Source organism: Ruegeria sp. BHSA163 (genome assembly GCF_059613365.1).
In genome coordinates this window covers 15,628-34,550 of the sequence record NZ_JBXWSJ010000045.1, presented here as the reverse complement: position 1 = coordinate 34,550, position 18,923 = coordinate 15,628, and the positions used below count along the sequence as shown (strand labels likewise).

Genomic DNA, 18,923 nt, shown 5'->3' with positions numbered 1-18,923 from the left:
TTGCGCGCCGCATTTTATCGCGGGGGAACTTCCAAGGCCGTGGTTTTCAACGGTGCGGACCTGCCACATGATCCTGCGCTCTGCGATCGCATTTTCTTGCATGTTTTGGGCAGTCCGGACCCTTACGGTCGACAGCTTGATGGCATGGGCGGCGGCCTGTCTTCACTATCTAAAGTCGTAATTGTAAGCCCATCGCAACGCGAAGATGCGGATGTTGATTACACTTTCGTCCAAGTCGCCGTGAACGAGGCCGTGACCGATTATGGTTCGGCCTGCGGGAACATGTCGTCCTGCGTCGGCCCGTTTGCGCTGACTGAAGGCATGATAAAGGTCAGCGCCGATCAGAAAGAAGCACTGGTTAGAATTTACAGCACCAACACGCAAAGCATATATCATGCTCGCTTTCCGGTTCGCGATGGACAACCTGTTGAGCAAGGCGATTTTGTTATCCCCGGCGTGTCAGGATCAGGCGCAAAGGTCACATTGGATTTCCTGGCGCCGGGTGGTTCCAGCACAGGAAAGATTTTACCAACCGGTAACGTTCTGGACGTTTTAGAAGTTGAAGGAATTGGTTCGCTCGAAGCAACGATGGTAGATGCCACGAACCCCGTTGTATTCTGCCGGGCTTCTGATCTGGGCAGGACTGCGACTGAACTTCCGCAACGCTTGGACGACGATACAGAGTTTATGGGCCTGATCGAGCGTGTCCGTTCTGCAGGCGCTGTGGCGATGGGCATGGCAACCTCGTACCAAACCGTAAAACAGTCAAATCCAAAGGTTGCCATTATTGGTGCTGCGCGGGAGTTTTCGGCTTTGGACAGCAGCTCCCATGCACCAAACACTCATGATCTGAACGTTCGGCTGGTTTCGATGGGCAACTTTCATCGTGCTATTACATTGACCGGGGCGATGTGCACCGCCGTCGCGGCTCAAATACCAGGCACTTTGGTTGAGAAGTTGGCGCAGCCGAAAAGCAATGAGCTTCGAATAGGCACGCCTTCTGGAGTAGTTCCGACAACCGCAGATGTACAACACGGCGTTTCTGGGCCAATAGCGATTTCTGCAGGCACATTTCGAACACAGAGGCGGATCATGGAAGGCGCAGTTCTGTTTCCATCAGAGATGTTGGAGGCGTGATTTGACTTTCGCACTAAAAAGCTATCCCACCACTGATCTTAGCGACGCAAACCCCGGCAAAGCGCGGCAAGTTTTACTGCCATTTTGTGATTTTGGTGGGAAACGGATGTTTGCCGGGCGCATTCGTACCGCTGTGACCCTAGAGGACACCAAGCTGATTCAGGAAGAACTCTTTACTTCTCAAGGAAATGGAGGTGTTATCGTACTGGACGGCGGAGGATCTCTGTGCACTGCCATGTTGGGGGATAGAATGGCCGAAAGGCTAATCGCAAATGGTTGGGCGGGTATCGTCATCAACGGCGCTGTCCGGGATAGCAGGCAACTCGCCCAGCTCGACTTAGGGATAAAGGCGTTGGGCACAACGCCCGTGAAGTCAGGCAAAACAGGTATCGGTGCGCTGGACTTGCCGGTGGCCTTTGGAAACGCTCTTTTTGAACCGGGAAATTGCATTTACTGCGATGAGGATGGAGTGCTGATCGCAGACGAACCGCTCAATCTTTGAGCAAGAAAACAAGCCCTTGGGAGGTATTAATGGCTTATTTCAATTTTACGCGCCGTGCATTCGCGGCAGCCGCTGTTGCCGCGGTTTCACTAGGCAGCCCAGCCTTGGCAGATGGCCATCAGGTTGTTGAAAGCATCCACTTTCTGATCCCCGGTGGAGCCGGCGGCGGATGGGATGGAACCGCACGGGGAACCGGCGAAGCGTTGACCAAAGCTGGTCTGGTTGGGTCGGCAAGCTACGAAAACATGTCAGGTGGCGGCGGTGGAAAAGCCATCGGGTATCTAATCGAAAACGCTGCCAGCAACCATGGTACGCTGATGGTGAATTCCACGCCTATCGTGATCCGCTCGCTGACCGGTGTGTTCCCCCAAAGCTTTCGTGATTTGACTTTGGTTGCTGGAACTATCGGTGATTATGCAGCGCTTGTTGTTCCCGCAGACAGCGATATTCAAGACGTCAACGGCCTGATCGAAGCATTTAATGCTGACCCCGCAAATGTCGCCGTTGGCGGCGGCTCGGTCCCAGGCGGAATGGACCATCTTGTCGCTGCAATGGTCTTTCAGGCAGCCGGAGCCGATCCGGTCGCAATGAAATACGTACCTTATGATGGCGGCGGCGCGACGATGGCTGGCCTGCTCTCGGGTGAGGTTCAGGCAGTTTCCACCGGGTTTTCAGAGGCGGTCGAACTGGCCAAGGCCGGTGAAGTCCGCATTATCGGCGTGACTTCTTCGGACCGCGTGGATGCTTATCCCGACGCTCCGACCATGGTTGAACAAGGTAACGACACCACATTTGTCAACTGGCGCGGATTCTTTGCGGCACCAGGCCTTCCGGCAGAACAACTTGCCGCCTATCAGGAAGCTATTGCCAAAATGTACGAAACACCAGAATGGGAAGAGGTTCGCGCACGCAACGGATGGGTGAACATCCACAACCCCGGCGACGATTTCCAGACCTTCCTTGAAAATCAGGAACAGGTCATCGGCGATTTGATGCGTAAGCTTGGGTTCCTGTGATCCGCAACACGTAGTCGAAAAAAATGTGCGCGCCCGGTCTTTTCGGGCGCGTAACGAAAAAAACGAGGGAGGGGAAGATGGCTATTGATCGCTGGATAGCGCTTGTCATCTTGATGCTATGTTTTGCATATGGCTATGCGGCCTATTTCACTATGGACGGGCTTCTGCCACCGATTATGAAACAACGTCCAATCTGGCCATCAACTTTCCCAAAGGTACTTGCCGCTGGCGGTATCATACTGTCGTTAAGCATTCTTCTTGGGTTTGAAAAAGCCCCCAAAAAGGAAGATGCGGCCGATATCAACTTGTCACGGCTGGGCGAATACAAGGTCGGTCAGGCCCTGATGCTGTTGGGTTTGATGGTTGCTTACGCATTTTTACTGAGGCCACTTGGTTTTCTGGCGGCGACATTCCTGTTTCTGGCCTGCGGAAGCTTCATTTTAGGCGAACGACGCTTTGTTCTGATGGCGGTCGTTGCGGCGATTGCTGCGGGCAGCATATGGTATCTGGTTGATGCCGTTTTGGGTATCTTCCTGAGCCCGCTGCCTTCTTTCATGAACGGAGGCTGAAATGCTCGAAGGACTAATGACGGGCCTTTCAACGGCTTTCACATTTACGAATATCCTCATGGTGATCGGCGGGTGCCTGATTGGAACATTCATCGGGATGCTGCCCGGGTTGGGCCCCATGTCGATCATTGCCATCATGATTCCGGTCGCCATTACAATCGGCGATCCGTCAGCTGCCTTGATCTTGCTGGCAGGCGTCTACTATGGCGCAGTATTTGGAGGATCAACTTCGTCCATTCTGATTAATGCCCCGGGCGTGGCGTCAACTGTCGCGACGAGTTTTGACGGTTACCCGATGACGCGACAAGGAAAGGCGGGCAAAGCGCTTACCGTTGCCGCGATCTCAAGTTTTGCCGGGGGAACAATCGGTGCCGTTCTCTTAATGATTTTTGCCCCAGCCCTTGCTTCCGTCGCACTGCTGTTTCACTCCTCAGAGTATTTCGCCCTCATGGTGGTTGGCTTATCCGCAATCGCTGCCTTTGCAGGCACCGGACAGGTCAGCAAAGCTCTTTTGATGACATTTGTAGGCCTAATCATGGCTACTGTCGGCGAAGGCGTTTTGTTCAATGCACCACGTTTCACAATGGGCATAATGGATCTTCAATCAGGCTTTGGCTTTATCACCCTTGCAATGGCGATGTTTGCGCTGCCAGAGGCTATCTATCTCGTGCTCGATCCTAACCGTTCCAAGACGGGCGACGGGGAGAATGCGGGCGAGATCAAGGATCTGCGCATCACCCGCGACGAAGCCCGCAGGATCACACCGGTCATCGGACGACAGTCTATCCAAGGGTTCTTTATAGGGGTGCTACCCGGAGCGGGTGCCACTATCGCGTCGTTCCTTGGTTATGCCGTCGAACGCAACATAGCATCCAAAGAGGAACAAGAGCAATTTGGTAAAGGCTCCGTCAAAGGCATCGCCGCACCTGAAAGCGCCAACAACGCGGCTTGTACTGGTTCCTTCGTTCCACTGCTGACACTGGGTATCCCCGGATCAGGAACAACCGCGATCCTGCTTGGTGCCCTTATCGCGCTGAACGTGTCTCCGGGCCCGCGTCTTATGGTGGATGAGCCCCAGATTTTCTGGGCGGTCATAATCTCGATGTATCTTGGGAACTTGGTTCTTTTGATCCTGAATCTGCCACTTATTCCCTATATCGCCAAAATTCTGGCCGTTCCGCGTAACTTCCTAATTCCGTTCATTTTGTTTTTCACACTGATGGGTGCGTATATCGGCCAAAACAACGCGACGGAACTGCTTATACTTGTTGGTTTCGGAGTATGTGCAACGCTATTGCGATTTGCAGATTACCCGCTTGCTCCGTTGCTGATTGGGTTCATTTTGGGGCCGCTGTTAGAGAACAACTTTTCTCGAGCCATGCAGCTTTACGATGGAATGAGCTTTATCTGGGAACGCCCGATGACACTGGGTTTGCTGGCGCTTGCGGTGATACTTGTTGTTCTGCCCAGTTATCGTCAACGTCGCGCACGTGCGCGCGCCGAGGGCGTGGCTGATGGTGATTGATAGCCGGAATCAAGCGGAAGTCACCAAACTGGTCTGAACTATTGCAGGCGTGGGCGGACCGGCCAAACTTCGGCACGCGCCCCAAATCGGTAGGCTTACTTGGGCTGGCGCCTGTCCCGCTCACACTTTAGGTGCCAAATCGACTAGAGGACTTCTATGGCGCATCCACTTTCCGGCATCCGTGTTTTGGACCTGACAAACGTGTTGGCTGGTCCGTTTTGCTGTCACCATCTGGCGCATCTCGGTGCTGAAGTGATCAAGGTCGAAGCAGTGGGGCGCGGCGATCTTGCGCGTCAACTCGGTGCTGATCCAACCCTAAACGCAAGTAGCATGGGAGTTTCATTTCTGGCGCAAAACGCTGGGAAAAAATCTGTCACAATCAACTTAAAGCATCCTCAAGGGAAAGAGTTGTTTCTGAAACTTGTGGAAACTGCCGACGTCGTCGTTGAAAACTTTAGACCCGGTGTGATGAACCGTCTTGAACTTGGGTATGACGTTCTGAAATCCATCAACCCGCAGCTGATCTACTGCGCTATTTCCGGGTTCGGGCAGGATGGACCTTGGGTGCATCGTCCGGCGTATGATCAGATCATACAAGGTGCTGCTGGCGTTATGTCTATTACCGGTGACGACGAAAGCGCGCCATTGCGTGTTGGGTTTCCCGTTGCCGACACCGTGGGTGGATTGACTGCCGCATTTGCCATTTCCACGGCGCTAAACAGCAGACCTCGTGGGACATTCATAGACGTATCAATGTTGGAGTCTGTATTGGCTACCATGGGTTGGGTTATTTCCAATTATCTGATCGCGGGGGTTGAACCGTCGGCGAATGGTAACGAAAATGTAACTTCCGCACCTTCAGGCACGTTTCAGGCTAGTGCCGGATTAATCAACATCGCCGCAAACAAGGATGAACAGTGGGTCGCCCTAACCGATCACCTTGGGCTGGCCGATTTACGGCAACGCCCCGAATATGCGACCCGAGAGGACCGAAAGAAAAACCGGTTTCAGTTGAAAACCGAACTGGAAAAAGTATTGAAACGCCGCCCAGCGCGAGACTGGGCAAAGGAATTGAACCGGATCGGGGTGCCATCCGGCGCCGTTTTGACTGTCCCGGAAGTATTGGAGATGCCTCAAGTCGCAGACCGAGGCTTCCTACGTGAATTCGAAAATGTTCCAGGCGTAGACCGCAATATTGAAGTCGTTACAACAGGTTTCAAACTGGATGGCCGCCCGCTCACGGTCGAAACTCCGCCGCCGATCCTCGGCAAGCATAACAGTGAAATTTGGGAGGAGCTTGGACTCACACAAAACGATTTGGTCGAACTTCAAAAGGATGGGGTTATATGAAACAAGACGGCAGCGATGTATCGGATTGGTGGACAACCGAGATTATTGACATGGCACCGGGCCAAATCCGGATTCGCGGTCATGACATTCAGGATCTGATCGGAGAACTTTCTTTCCCCAAAATGATCTGGTTGATGACCCGAGGAGAAATTCCGACCGACGAACAGGCAAAGCTTCTTGAAAGCGCATTAGTGGCCGCGGTTGATCACGGTCCGCAAGCCCCTTCTATTGCAGCAGCTCGGATGGCTGTAACTTGCGGTCTTGGTTTGAATGGTGCGATGGCGTCCGCTGTTAACATGTTGGATGATGTCCATGGTGGTGCAGGTGAACAGGCTGTGGAGTTTTATGGGCTGGTCGATGCGCGAGTTCAAAACGGTCAGGAGTTGGACTCAGCAGTCAAGCAAACAATCGATGTCTGGCAGACGGAGCGAACGAAGTTTATTCCGGGTTTCGGCCATCGATTTCATAAACCAGTTGACCCGCGTGCGCCCCGGCTGCTGGAACTCGTCGATAGCTCAGCGAAGGCTGGGGTGATTGGCGGACAGTACGCCGATTACGGACGTTTGATTGAAAAGTCTCTGCTTGCGCGGTTTGGTAATCCTGTGCCGATGAATATCGACGGGGCGACTGCTGTAATATATGCGGAACTTGGGTTCTCAGGACCCTTGGCGCGCGGCCTTTTTTGCATTTCACGTTCCGTCGGGTTTGTTGCTCATTCCTGGGAGCAGATGAACCAGGGTGGTCGAAACAAAGGGCCTACCCCGCCAAGCTATCGCTGGGCATATCGGGGCCCAAATCCGATTTCAGTCGACAAGTAATTGCTTTCTGTGAAATTGCTTCGGTTAGCTCTGATCGGTCACTCGCGCGCAAACTATTTTAACGTTGTTGAAGCCTCAGGCAGCCGCATTGTATTCGGAAATAGCCTCGATAACGGCAGAGCGTTGTTGCCTCGCACCGGTCTGAAGATATTCCATGGCATTCAACGCGGCCTCGTGCGCTTCGATCGAAGAACCGGCGACGCAATCTTCGACGACACGGCAGAAATAATCTGATTGGTGCGCATCGACGAATGTGTAATGAACGCATACATCAGTCAGCCCACCACACAAGATCAAAGTATTCACCTGAAGCCCTCGAAGAAGAATTTCAAAATCCGTTCCAAAAAAGGCAGAGTATCGGCGTTTCGGAACAATATAGTCCCCATCCAGAAATCCCATTTCCTCTTTGGCTATCTCTGTTCGCGGGTCTCCATCCAGACAGTGGATGCCCTCGCTACCGTCCAGTTCACGACCAAAATCGACAAAATCGGGGCGATGTACTTCCTGAATGAATATTACTGGCACGTCTCTTTCATGTGCTGAATCTATCAAATCTTTCGCTGCAATCATGCGTTCTTTGTAACCAGGCATGTTGTCGATCGACCTAACTGCGCTGTTGTCTATGAAAGTACTTTTTTGAATATCGATCACAACCAGTGCTGGTTTGCCTTCAATCAGTTGTCGATCAGGTACGCTTGTGTTTGCCAATGTCTTTTACTCCTTTCGATGAATTGCGCATCAACCCGGGGAACTCTTGCCGCTTTCCCGAAATGGTGCCAAAGCGCTCTGAATTACAAAAGGTTCGATGCTTGTTGCTTGCCAAGAAATCCAAACGCCAAGATTTCGTAGCGCAGGTTCATGGTACAAGATTTTTTTCGTCCAAAGGCAAACCAGCGGTTATATGGGTAAGTCAAGTCGTGGTTTCCAAAATGGACGAAACAACTCGATTTTCGGGCAGCGATTCATGACAACTTTCAAACCCGCATCTTTGGCTAATTGCGCTGCATCATCATCGTAAACGCCAATTTGCCCCCACAGAACCTTGGCCCCTATTTCGATGGCCTGCTCCGCAATTTGATAAAGCTCTTCTTTCGGGCGAAAAACTTCAACCATGTCCACCGGGCGATCGATTTCCTGTAACGAATGCGCGACGGGAATACCGCGGATTTCAGCCAGTTTTGGGTTTGGATTGACCGGAATCATATCGTATCCGGTTTCGTGCAACACCCGAAGTACGCCGTAGCTGAACTTGGTCTTATCTCCGCTTGCACCTACCATAGCGATGGTTTTAACGGATCTTAAAATATCGGCGATATAGCCAGGTTCATAGTTATAGATGTGATCTATATTTGCGTCCGGCACGTCAGATTTCCTTCGGCTTGGCGATGTCCGCCTTAAGTTCATGAGGTTTCAAAGGATCAAGAAAAGGATTGCGATAAAGCCGGTCATGGCTTTCAACTCCAATTTCAATCGTCAAATCTGATTTAGGTCTCGCCACGCACAAAATGATATAGCCATCATTGATTTGACGATTGTTCAGAGCAACTTGCCTTCTCTGATCCACCTTGCCTTGTGTCAGCTTTGCGGCGCACGTGATACAGCCCCCGTATTTGCAACCGTATGGCAGATCCACACCCTGATCCCGAAGGCTATCCAACAGCGCGCGCCGTGCATCGACGCTAACTGTTCTGCCATCACGATTAGCCAATGTAACAGTGTAAGTCTTCATAGCCAGATATCACTTGTGCAATCCCCACCGGGATAGCGAGCCTCGTGACATCTGGAAGGGCCATTCGGCTCTTGACCAAAATCGACAATGAAATCCGGGTTTATGGTCATTCCGCCATTTACCGGATCGCAGTCGATTTGAACCATCACACCACCTTTTTCACGAATTTCCGGGTAGAATTGGTTATCCCAGGTAGAAAAGAGCGATGTGGTGACATAAAGACGTCGCCCATCAAGGCTAAGTTGGAACATTTGCGGCCCGCCAGCGACTTCCACTCCGTTTACATCAGGGGCCTTACCCAAGAGACCACCCATAAAAACTTGGCCGGTCAAAATGGGTTTGTGCGGATCGCTTATGTCGTACTGGCGCATGTCGCCGTGCAACCAGTTGTTCAAATATAGGTATTTGTCGTCCATAGACACCAAGATGGCCGACATCACGCCGGGCACGGGAATTGGCCATTCGGGATGGGGTTCATTTTCAACGTCGATGATCTTTTCCCATTCCCACTTTCCTGTCTCCGACTTCCAGAAATGAATCACATTGGCTGAAAGAGCTGCACCGCAGAACCCGTGTGTGCTATCAGGATTGTGATGAAACTTAACCTCCAACGGTATCAATCCATCCTCGCCCAGATACATCGTCTCGACCGGCACGCGCTTTTCGAAGTCCCACAGGTGCAACCGACGCCCATATTTCAGGTGACCGACTTCTTCGAGATCAAAGCCCGGCATGAAGGTGTTCGGCGCAGCCCACTCGGAACTGACCATTACATTGTGCCGAGGCTGATACCAGAAATCATACCCAAACGGGATATCTCCCATCGAGTTTTCCCATCGGCCAACTATCTCAAAATCCTTGTTCAGATGAAGATAACCGCCAGGTGCCTCTCCTTTAGCATCGCCTAACATCGATATGATGATTTCACTGCCTAAACAGTGTACTGTGTGCGGTCCTGAAAGGTTTGTTTTTGACTTAATCTCGGCGCCATCAATTACCTTGTGTAGACGCGGCGCGCGGGGATCAGTTGCAGTATCCACAACATGTATGTTGTTGGATCGGACACCGGGTAGCAGCAAGTATTTCCGGGACATTGAACTGTCATCGAAACATGAAGAACATGCGTTCCACCCCATGTGGTGCAACTCATCACCAATACCCGGCATATCAAGTCGATGAATGACGCGGCTGTACGTTGGGCTGTCAGGATCCACGTCGATAGTCGCCAGGTAGTCTGGTTTTTGAATCCCCGTCCCTGTGTATATCGCAATGGTATAAAGCAGCTTCTCACGCGGCGCTTTGATGGCTTCCTGAGGAGAAGCATAACCCGGGCCACAACACTCCATGCTTACACCTCCATCCGGTCCGCTATTTCAACTACCCGGTACATATCACGCAAAACAGGTTTCTCTATTAACTTACCATCTATCACAACAAGACCTGTGTCGGCCTCTTCAAATTTCGCAATGATCCGGCGTGCACGCGAGATTTGGTGGTCACTCGGGGTGAACACTTCGTTTAAGGCGGCAATCTGCTTTGGGTGCACTGACCCTTTGCCTGAAAATCCCAAATCTCTTACTTTCTCTGCTTCTTTGCGCATTCCGTCAGGATCGTCCAAATCCAGGAAAGGTACATCAATAGCATCCAAACCGGCCGCAGCCGATGCGTGCACGACGCGGGAGCGGGCGTAGATCAATGACTCGAAGGTATTTTTGCATCGCAGTTCTGCCGCCATATCGACTCCACCGAAAAACATCGCGTCAATTCGACCGGAACATCGGGCAATCTCAATTGCGGCCTCAAGTCCTTCGTTTGTTTCAATAATTAGTAGATAAAGCTCCAATCCGGATCAATTTGATAGTCAACCCGCGGCGAATCGCAATCAATTGCCTCCTTTGCGCCCATCCATATCCACACAAACGCGCCTGCTTCCCGCTCCTCAAACGCCGGGATTTGCGCGGTTTTTGGCATCATTGTCTGTGTCGGTGACTTGGTGCAGTACCCACCTGCGTTGAACTCCATCCCGTGGGAGGGACAGATGATCTTGTCACCGTCAACATGCCCCTCGGAAAGCGGAGCCCAGCGGTGCGGACGTCGATCATAGAGCGCGGCTGGCGTGCTGTCTTCTAGTCTGTAAGGAACAATGGGTGTTTCAAGCAACCAACGTGCCAGAAGCTATGTAGTAACCTCATCCCGGCACGCAGCCACCCACCACATGTTACGAGGATAATTGTCTTCCAGCATTCCGTTGGGAATGCGCTGACCACTCTTTCTAACCGCTGTGCCTTCACGATCTTGATCCATCGCTAGCATCTCGTTGAACTTGGTGGTCTCATCGGACTTCATCTCATAGCTGTGTTCTGCATCCGGAAATTCGCCTGAGCGGACCTCTTTGGCGAATGCTTCAAACGCTTTGGTCGCGATGTCTGCCATACTTGCGTAACGCTTTGCGAACTTTCGCTTTAAAGTGTCAAAAGCGACCAACAAGTCGTAACCAAAAAAAAACTGGCAGGTTCCAGCGGCTTCGGCCCCTATGGAAAACGTAAAGATGGAAACTGCTTCGTCGACCGCTTTGCCGACCTCGTAAGGCAAGGCCTTTGTCTCTGGCCCGATGACGCCAGCAGCCTCAATCGCGCGAGCATCTTCGATGACTTCCATCGCTAACTCGGCCGTTCGACCCTGCATTTTGAAACCACCCATCAAATTTACCTCATGGGGGAGAAGGCCGACATGGCTCATCACGGGTGGCCCTGCATCTGCTGCAGCTTGATAATTGCGACCCCCTCGCGACCCAGTTGCAATTTAACAGCCTCGGCGCAGCCTACTTTTATAAGGCGGGTTGCGTTTAGAACCGCCAGTTCTGGCGTGGCGTAAGAACCAAAAGGCATTGAGACAAGACAGAATGTGTTTGGCGCTCCGCGCCCTTAAGTACGCGCGAAACAGACACGAGTTATGCCAAGGCGGAAATGGTCACGACAAGCCGCTGGAAATTTTTGGGCAGTCTTTTCTATCCAAGGCAACTTCCGCCTACTTACTCCCAGGACTAAATCACTTCTGACAGGCTCAACTTCGAAACACAAAACGGTGGTTCCAGACCAACAAAGCCCACTACACGATTGGCGGTTGGCCTATTAAACTGCCCAGTTTCAGAACACCTGTACCAGTCCGCGCACTCCATCCAGTTTGGGCAACTTGGCGTGATGAATTTCGTATAGCTGCCCGCAGTTCTGCCGGCGAAACCGCTGTAGTACCCCAACCCTGACGAAGCGCAGCAATGCATCCGGCTGTTAGCGCAGAAGCTGCTGATGTTCCACCACTACGCAAGAAATGATCGTGATCCTCGGTAAACCAACTTGGAACACAAAAATCCGGTTTTTCCACCGTACCATTGCCTATTTGGAAGTCCTCAGGACCAGGACCTTGGGAAGATGCGCCGATCCATGCACCGTCAGCTCTTACTGCTCCGACCGAAGTGACCTCGGGCAGGCCGTTGGCGCCAAAGATGCTATTACCGGGCCCGGCGTCATAACCAGTCGCTCTTGGGTCCGCGCAAAACTGGCCATTGTTACCTGCTGCAAAAACTACGTCGTGCTTTTCGGCTATACTGGCAATCATCAAATTCAAAAAGTGATCTCTATTGTTGGTATAGCTTCCCCAAAGCCCTTCGGCGAACCGATCGACCACCCCCCAAGCATTCAAAAGGACCCAAGGTCCCTGTTTGCTTAGATAAAGCGCTTTGATAAACGCGAATGCAAAAAGCGCATGCAAAGCGAAGTATCCAACATCTGTTATTCTTTCTGGAATAAGGGGAATATCACGTATTTCCGCCTTCGGCGCGATTTTTACCAATGAACGCAAGAGCATGGAGCCATGCCGCTGTTCAAGTGAAGTGTATGGCCACTTACCTTCGCCGGGGATTTTAACCTTACCATCGACGATCCATCCCATGCCACCGCCATAAATACCGTTTAGGGATCCCAAATAGTCCTTATTAAATCCCTGATCGATAACCAAGATTTTCACATCACGACCAAATAACTCATTGTCGACCAGTGCTTCGGATTCAATGAGCTGATGCGCTCGTCGGCGAGTGGCGTAGCTGTAACCGCGCCCTGAACCCGCACACCAATGCTGCCCTTGCGGAGCAAGGTTCATAGAGTACGGGGTGACGTCCACGCCGGCAACTCGGGCAGCCCCAGGATTTCCGTTGGCGGTAGCCTTTTGCAGCATCTGGTCAAGAAGGTTCCGCGCTTTGGTCTTGTCTGGCAAAAGCAAAGGAATCCCGTATCCCAGGTTTTCAACAGATCCACTAGAATCCACTGATCCGTCGCGATTGTATGCTCTCCAAGGGTTGTTGCTCGGTCCGGGGGGAATGATGAATCCTGGCACCCCAAAATCGACGATCAAGTTGTTCAGATCTTGTCCGCAGATAGCCAGGTTGCTGGTAAGTGCATCCTTGCTTAGGTCAAACAAAAAAAGTTTCTCTGCCATTTCGCGTCCTCAATCCTGAGTATGACGCCCCCCCCAAGACCGCGGCATTCAAAGCCATAAGCTCACTGACAGCGGTCAGATGCGGGTTTCGGGCCAGCTATGTTCCTTTGTCTTTTAATTAACTTTTACAACGAATCGACGCATAATGCACCACAGAGGGTATTTGATCATGCGTGTTGATTATTACACGAGTAAACCATCCCCGCCACGATCGAGCTCTCAAAGCTCGATTATTGAGGGCGGTGGCGGTTTAGGATCATCTGTGCCGGGCAATGGTGGATCAGACGTATCTGCAGACGTGATTTCTGGTGAAAAGTGGCTGGCTGACGAAGCTGAGCGTCAATTGCTGTGCGTGAGCTTTGTTGACGTGGTCGGATTCTCGGCCTTGATGCGCAAGGACGAGGAAAGCACATTTTTCAGGTGGGTCGACATGCGGCAAGAACTCGTGATGCCGCTTTTGAAAGAATTTGGAGGCAGCCTTGTCAAGTCGACCGGAGACGGGATCCTTGCCACATTCGATAACCCCGAGGCAGCCGTGCGTTGGGGGCAGGAATTACAGATCCAGGCGCGACAACGACGTCAGGGGTTGGCTCTTAGGATTTCGCTAAATTACTGCCGGGTATTGCGAGACGGCCAAGATCTGCTGGGCGACGGTGTTAACGTGGCAGCAAGACTGCAGGAACATGTGGCCGCTGGTGGGATAATTCTAACGCAATCTGTTCAAGACAACATCTCACACCTTAGCGAGATTCAAACGCGTCCTGTTGGCGAGCTGGAGCTGCGTAAAATGGGCGTCAAAGTCGCAGCCTTTGAACTCACGACTGATGGGCGGCACATGGTTGCCGAAGAACGCCAGTCTGGGCTGCCTTCAATTGCGGTGCTACCCTTTACCAATATCAGCGGCAAACAAGAGGATGAATACTTCGCCTGGGGCATTGTCGAGGACATAGTTGCCCAACTTTCCCAGCATCATGACCTTACAGTGATTGCCAGATCGTCGACCCTTTCATTCGCCCGACAAGCTGTAGATCCGCAGGTGGTTGGACGAACGCTTGGAGTTCGTTACCTGATCATGGGCATGCTGCGTCGTCGGGACGGAAGGGTGCGCGTTTCCACAGAGCTTTTGGATACAGAGAACGGCCAGATACTGGCTGCATTGAAGCGGGATTTTGACGAAATTGACACCTTCGGCGTACAGGATGAAATCGTCGAAACGACACTGATCAACCTTTTGCCTAAAATGCTTCAGGCCGAGCGCAGACGCACGATGCGAAAACGTCTGGCTTCGTTTTCGGCTTATGACATGTACCTGAAAGCACTGGACACTATTGGCAGCCTCGAATTCGAAACTTTCGAACAAGCAGGTGCCTTGTTAGAACGCGCGATTGAGGCGGACCCTGAGTTCCCTTCACCGTTGGCTTGGGCCGCGCGTTGGCACAGTTTGAAAGTCGGACAAGGTTGGTCCACTGATCCCAAAGGAGATTCCCGCAAGGCAGCTGATTTGGCGGCACGCGCCATTCGACTTGACCGTCAAAATGCACTTGCTCTGGCGACCTATGGGCATGTTCAATCATACATGTTCGGGGATTTTGAAACGGCGATCGATTATTTGGATCGCGCGCGCGAAGCAAACCCCAGCAGTTCAATAGCTTGGTTGTTGTCCAGCGTAACATTGTCCAGCATTGGCCGTAACGACGACGCAATCAAAGCAGCGGAGCGAGCATTAAGACTTTCGCCATTCGATCAAAGATTATTCGTTTATTACGCTTTTCTAGGCACGGTCTACTACGATGCCGGGGAATACGAAAAGGCCATTTCCTGGCTTCAACGGGGTTTGGCGGAAAACCCGCGTTACACCAGCGCTCTTAGAACGCTTGTGGTTGCCCAAGTTGCGGCTGGAAAAGCGGGAGAGGCGCAAAAGAGCGCGGCGGACTTGATGAAGTTAGAGCCTGCCTTTTCCCTAGGCAAATACAAAGAGACTCACAAACACTACAGCGACCCGGCAAAGTCGGTGTTGTTTTGCGAACGGTTGCGTCAGGCAGGGTTGCCTGACTAGCAGTCGCCAACACAAGGGGAGAACGATATGACAGGACCGTCAGGCCCGATCAGTTCATTAGACGCCAGAGATGCGAGGGATGCACGCGACGCGCGGGATGCCAGGGATGCGCGGGATGCCCGTGACGCCGGTTACGGCGGCAGTCCCGTTAATCTTAGTATCGGCATATCGCCGCACACGGAACACGACGGTGCAGGTGGAATACCTGTCGAGGACCGTTGGTGGCCCGGAAATCAATGGCCGCACACGCATCCGGTCGCAACTGGTGGCCTTGCTGATCCAGACCCGGTCCGTCTTCATGAAATCTACAGCTCTTTCAATACTGCAACTTTCAGAAGCTGGTCGCCCGGGAACAGGGCTATTGCCCTTCTGTCAGAATTTACCACGCAGGATTCAGATGGTGACAATGTTCCGGATTGGCTGTCGCTTCTGCCACTGGGTGCTGTCCTTACAGAACCTGCACGCACAGGATCAAATGTATCAAATACAACAACGGTCGCTGCTGTTACATGGACAATCGAAGAAGAACTGACCGAGCTTGTAGGCCTGATCGAGTATCGACCCGGTGTTCTGCAAGAGGCGTTGCAACAACGAGGCACTTTAATTGGGTATTTCCAGGGGATAATGCCTTTCAATTACCTGTCGCATCCCAACACCCTTCAACTTTGCCATATTGCGCTGACTGTTGCACAGTTTTTGGCCTTTCACTTTAAAATGAGATTTAACCGTCCCAGGCCATCTCAATTACATCCGGCCCTTTTTCCGCCGATCGATGTTCCGCATCATTCAGCCTTCCCCAGCGCTCACGCAACCGAAGCCTGGCTTGTGGCCCTGTGTTTGGACACGGTCATGCTGGATAATTCGGGCAACAAAATCTTGCAGACGACCCATCCCGATGGCGTGGTCCGCAATGTGTTGGAAGACATGGCAAGCCGAATCTCTCGTAACCGAGAAGTACTTGGCGTTCACTATCCTTCTGACAGCCGCGCCGGGGAAGTACTGGCCCGAGCCGCGCTTCCGTTAATCCTGGCTTGCCCAACCGTAGGTACTATAGCCGGCGGAGGTTTGGCAGCGAGGGCCAGGGCAGAGTGGCAAAACGTTGGTATTTGATCCCACAATTTTTGCGTAATTTCTGCTAAAATTGATTAATACAAGAATAGCTACCCACGGAAATATTCAATTATTAATAATAATTGGACGAAATGCGATTACCGTCAAATCATCGAGGCGGTTTTCGTCTTTGGTGTAGTTTTTAAATACTCGGTCGATGGCTTCTAAGAGTTCTGCCGAGCTCGACCAGTTTCCTTGCTTCATCGTCGAAATCACCCTTTGAAATCCAAATGCCAGACGTTTTTCTCCACCCAATTGGTCGATCAATCCGTCTGTAGCAATCGCGAGAAACGTGTTTTCGTCGAATTGGAAATTTTGTTCAGAAAGCTTTGGTGATTTTGGGGTGTCCATGTAGCCCAAACTCAATTTGTCTCCGCGCAACCGTTCCACTTTTTCCCCTTGTTTGATCAACAAAGACATGTGTGCTCCGGAAAAGATCGCTGTTCCTTTGTTTACATCAATTTGGCAGATTGCAGCATCCATACCGTCGTTGGAGGTCGCACCAGATTGGTCTTGGTTCAACAACGTTCTGGTCAAATCGCTCAGTTTAGAAAGTGCCGATGAGGGGCTGAGTGTGCCATCTTCAAAATACAGCCGCTCAAGAATTCCGATCGCCAGCATTGTCATGAAACCGCCCGGAACACCGTGTCCCGTACAATCAATAACGGCGAGTGTAGAAATTGGTCCGTCCTTTCTCAGCCAATAGATGTCGCCGCCGACCAAATCGCGGGGCTCCCATTTGACCGCAAAATCCGAAAAAGCTGTCTTGCACTGTTTAGTTGTCGGCAAAAGGCTCTGCTGAATTCGCGTGGCGTAATTCACGCTTTCAACAATTTGGTGATGAGCTTCCCTTATCGCAGAGACGCGCTCGACTTCACGGTCCAACATCGAGTTGTAGCTTTGAACAACTTTGCCAATCTCGTCCTCGGATCGATATGTAACCCGCTGAGGATCGTCGTACAGTTCAAACTTCTCAATCGCGCTTAACATTTGACGAAGAGGTCTGTTGATAAGCCACAAAAAGGCTGCCGCACCTGCAAGGACCAGTGCAAATCCTCCAAGAACGCCCAAAAGGACCACCACGCCAACTTCTGTTCGCAATTCCCTGTTGAGAATTTCCTGGTCTATTCGCGCCAACATAACGGCTGGTCCTGCTGCCGTTGGCACGGAAACGGATATATCCAAACCAGTTTTTTTAATCTTTTCGCACCCGATGGCGGGCCACGATACAAGTGTTTCCGGGTTTTGCTCCAGCCGTTGTTCAGCGCATATCAAATAGGGAAACCCAGAGTAAACTGCTAACAGGCTTTGAGCCTGTGCCTGATTTCCTGACATTACAAGTTCTGCCAATGGGCGCGCAATACGATTAGCTATTGTGGCCATTTCAGCGGCAACTTGATCAGTCTGCGCTTGTCTTTTGAATTCATAGTAGAATAGGAGCACTACGGCATTTAGCGCGCCTCCGATCACGAGGGTCGCCAGAATGTGCTTCAAAAATATTCGGCGCGTTAAAAAGTCCCAGACGTTACGCACTGAACGCCCCTACTTCTTCAGGCATCTAGTTCCCGATTTTCTTCATTGCGGACTGCAGGGCCGCCCGGTTGTTGACTATCATCTGCACGACTTTGTAGTCCCCGGAAATTTCGCGTACGAGAAAGTCTGCCGTTACCGTATCTCCGCCTTCCGTTATCATTTCTGAACAGACGAAATAGTCACCTCCGGCTGGGATAACCATTGGGTGAACATTTGCTGGATAAACAGTCGCAATCTCGTTGGTGGTAGTATCCAGATAAGTATAAGCACCATCAACCATTACTCCGTCGACATGTGCAATCATGGCAGATTGAAGCTTTGCTTTTACTTCCGTTGGTATATCGGCGGCGAGGACCGGGCCAGAAATCAATACGCCGGTAACCCACGATAATATCCTGATCATATCTACCTCCCCAATCAATTCTAAGCGCAATTGATACACTAAAAATGCACAAATGTGTATCATGTGATATTAAGGCTTGAAATGAACTTGGTTCTTTTCGTGCGCGATCAAGGGGAACAAATGCTTGCCAACGAAGTTTACGAGCTGCGCGCCAGTCTACGCAAACAAGGTGTTGTTTTTGCCTACAGTGGCTATGTGACCGAAGGTATTCTCAGCGGCGTTGGCGACGCATTGAAACAAAAACTGGTTTCCGAAGACGCGGACACAAAAACCCTTCGCAGTGTCTTCGCGGTTTTCGTCGAACAAATGCAAAATATTATACGATATTCCGTTGAACGGTTGCCCGCCGACACGGATTCAGATGGGTTGGACATAAGTTATGGCATCCTGACCATTGGGAACGAAGCCGGCAGTTATGTGGTTCATGCCGGAAACCTGATCCTTTCGAGCGATGTAGAAAACATGCAAAGCCGACTGTCAGCTTTGCGAAAAATGAACCGAGAAGAACTTAAAGCAGCCTACAAAGACCAACTTCGTTCAGAACCCGATACTGTCAGCAAAGGTGCAGGCATAGGGCTGATTGAAATTGCGCGCAGAGCATCAAAACCAATTGAGTTCGACTTTATGCGAGTTGATGATCAACACGCATTTTTTGCACTTAAAGCTACAGTTTAAGAGGGGACT

At 51.5% G+C, this 18,923-nt stretch carries 19 protein-coding genes and 1 pseudogene; 10 read left to right on the top strand and 10 right to left on the bottom strand.

What is annotated here, in order from left to right:
• The 7 genes from AC2FNV_RS18055 to AC2FNV_RS18025 all read left to right on the top strand — a co-directional run.
• A partial coding sequence (locus AC2FNV_RS18055; protein WP_496774052.1) for a 2-methylaconitate cis-trans isomerase PrpF family protein occupies positions 1 to 1,137 on the top strand: 1,137 nt, incomplete at its 5' end.
• Between the two features lies 1 nt (position 1,138).
• The gene (gene rraA / locus AC2FNV_RS18050) at positions 1,139 to 1,639 is read left to right on the top strand and encodes a ribonuclease E activity regulator RraA (protein ID WP_170476399.1); all 501 of its coding nucleotides are present in this window, start codon (positions 1,139 to 1,141) and stop codon (positions 1,637 to 1,639) included.
• A gap of 29 nt (positions 1,640 to 1,668) precedes the next feature.
• Positions 1,669 to 2,655: a tripartite tricarboxylate transporter substrate binding protein gene (locus AC2FNV_RS18045; protein WP_170604170.1), complete on the top strand. Its 987-nt coding sequence runs from the start codon at positions 1,669 to 1,671 to the stop codon at positions 2,653 to 2,655.
• A gap of 77 nt (positions 2,656 to 2,732) precedes the next feature.
• The gene (locus AC2FNV_RS18040) at positions 2,733 to 3,224 is read left to right on the top strand and encodes a tripartite tricarboxylate transporter TctB family protein (protein ID WP_170604172.1); all 492 of its coding nucleotides are present in this window, start codon (positions 2,733 to 2,735) and stop codon (positions 3,222 to 3,224) included.
• 1 nt (position 3,225) lies between these two features.
• A complete protein-coding gene (locus AC2FNV_RS18035) occupies positions 3,226 to 4,749 on the top strand; it encodes a tripartite tricarboxylate transporter permease (RefSeq protein WP_170476403.1) in 1,524 nt (507 codons plus the stop codon).
• Positions 4,750 to 4,905: 156 nt separating this feature from the next.
• Entirely contained in the window at positions 4,906 to 6,099 is a 1,194-nt protein-coding gene (locus tag AC2FNV_RS18030) for a CaiB/BaiF CoA transferase family protein (RefSeq protein ID WP_170604174.1), read from the top strand.
• Positions 6,096 to 6,917 (top strand): citryl-CoA lyase, encoded by an 822-nt coding sequence (locus tag AC2FNV_RS18025; protein WP_170604176.1) that lies wholly within the window; start codon positions 6,096 to 6,098, stop codon positions 6,915 to 6,917. Before AC2FNV_RS18030 ends, AC2FNV_RS18025 begins: the two co-directional genes overlap by 4 nt.
• Before the next feature lie 75 nt (positions 6,918 to 6,992).
• Here the strand turns inward: AC2FNV_RS18025 and AC2FNV_RS18020 are convergent, their stop codons facing one another.
• From AC2FNV_RS18020 to AC2FNV_RS17985, 8 genes and pseudogenes are all read right to left on the bottom strand, one after another.
• Positions 6,993 to 7,625, bottom strand: coding sequence for a cysteine hydrolase family protein (locus AC2FNV_RS18020; protein ID WP_170604178.1), 633 nt, complete (start codon positions 7,623 to 7,625; stop codon positions 6,993 to 6,995).
• A gap of 189 nt (positions 7,626 to 7,814) precedes the next feature.
• Complete coding sequence (locus AC2FNV_RS18015; RefSeq protein ID WP_170604180.1) at positions 7,815 to 8,279, bottom strand: CoA-binding protein; 465 nt, start codon at positions 8,277 to 8,279, stop codon at positions 7,815 to 7,817.
• A 1-nt stretch (position 8,280) separates the two neighbouring features.
• Positions 8,281 to 8,646, bottom strand: coding sequence for a 2Fe-2S iron-sulfur cluster-binding protein (locus AC2FNV_RS18010; protein ID WP_170476411.1), 366 nt, complete (start codon positions 8,644 to 8,646; stop codon positions 8,281 to 8,283).
• Positions 8,643 to 9,992: a selenium-binding family protein gene (locus AC2FNV_RS18005; protein WP_170476412.1), complete on the bottom strand. Its 1,350-nt coding sequence runs from the start codon at positions 9,990 to 9,992 to the stop codon at positions 8,643 to 8,645. The genes AC2FNV_RS18010 and AC2FNV_RS18005 overlap by 4 nt, the downstream gene beginning before the upstream one ends.
• 2 nt (positions 9,993 to 9,994) lie before the next feature.
• Positions 9,995 to 10,489: an HpcH/HpaI aldolase/citrate lyase family protein gene (locus tag AC2FNV_RS18000; protein ID WP_170604182.1), complete on the bottom strand. Its 495-nt coding sequence runs from the start codon at positions 10,487 to 10,489 to the stop codon at positions 9,995 to 9,997.
• Positions 10,471 to 10,806: a Rieske 2Fe-2S domain-containing protein gene (locus tag AC2FNV_RS17995; RefSeq protein WP_170604184.1), complete on the bottom strand. Its 336-nt coding sequence runs from the start codon at positions 10,804 to 10,806 to the stop codon at positions 10,471 to 10,473. Before AC2FNV_RS17995 ends, AC2FNV_RS18000 begins: the two co-directional genes overlap by 19 nt.
• Before the next feature lie 15 nt (positions 10,807 to 10,821).
• Positions 10,822 to 11,534, bottom strand: a pseudogene (locus AC2FNV_RS17990) (3-methyl-2-oxobutanoate hydroxymethyltransferase).
• A 220-nt stretch (positions 11,535 to 11,754) separates the two neighbouring features.
• Complete coding sequence (locus AC2FNV_RS17985; protein WP_170604190.1) at positions 11,755 to 13,137, bottom strand: S8/S53 family peptidase; 1,383 nt, start codon at positions 13,135 to 13,137, stop codon at positions 11,755 to 11,757.
• 169 nt (positions 13,138 to 13,306) lie between these two features.
• Between AC2FNV_RS17985 and AC2FNV_RS17980 the strand changes: the two genes are divergently transcribed.
• Both AC2FNV_RS17980 and AC2FNV_RS17975 read left to right on the top strand, forming a co-directional pair.
• Entirely contained in the window at positions 13,307 to 15,193 is a 1,887-nt protein-coding gene (locus AC2FNV_RS17980; protein WP_170604192.1) for an adenylate/guanylate cyclase domain-containing protein, read from the top strand.
• Positions 15,194 to 15,220: 27 nt separating this feature from the next.
• Entirely contained in the window at positions 15,221 to 16,303 is a 1,083-nt protein-coding gene (locus AC2FNV_RS17975; protein ID WP_496774045.1) for a phosphatase PAP2 family protein, read from the top strand.
• A gap of 66 nt (positions 16,304 to 16,369) precedes the next feature.
• On the opposite strand, the gene AC2FNV_RS17970 is transcribed toward AC2FNV_RS17975, so the two are convergent.
• Positions 16,370 to 17,836, bottom strand: coding sequence for a SpoIIE family protein phosphatase (locus AC2FNV_RS17970; RefSeq protein WP_170604196.1), 1,467 nt, complete (start codon positions 17,834 to 17,836; stop codon positions 16,370 to 16,372).
• Positions 17,837 to 17,861: 25 nt separating this feature from the next.
• On the bottom strand, positions 17,862 to 18,239 hold the full coding sequence (locus AC2FNV_RS17965; protein WP_170476428.1) for a hypothetical protein: 378 nt from the start codon (positions 18,237 to 18,239) through the stop codon (positions 17,862 to 17,864).
• A gap of 81 nt (positions 18,240 to 18,320) precedes the next feature.
• On the opposite strand from AC2FNV_RS17965, the gene AC2FNV_RS17960 reads away from it, so the two are divergent.
• The gene (locus AC2FNV_RS17960; RefSeq protein WP_170476430.1) at positions 18,321 to 18,914 is read left to right on the top strand and encodes a SiaB family protein kinase; all 594 of its coding nucleotides are present in this window, start codon (positions 18,321 to 18,323) and stop codon (positions 18,912 to 18,914) included.
• Positions 18,915 to 18,923: the final 9 nt, after the last annotated feature.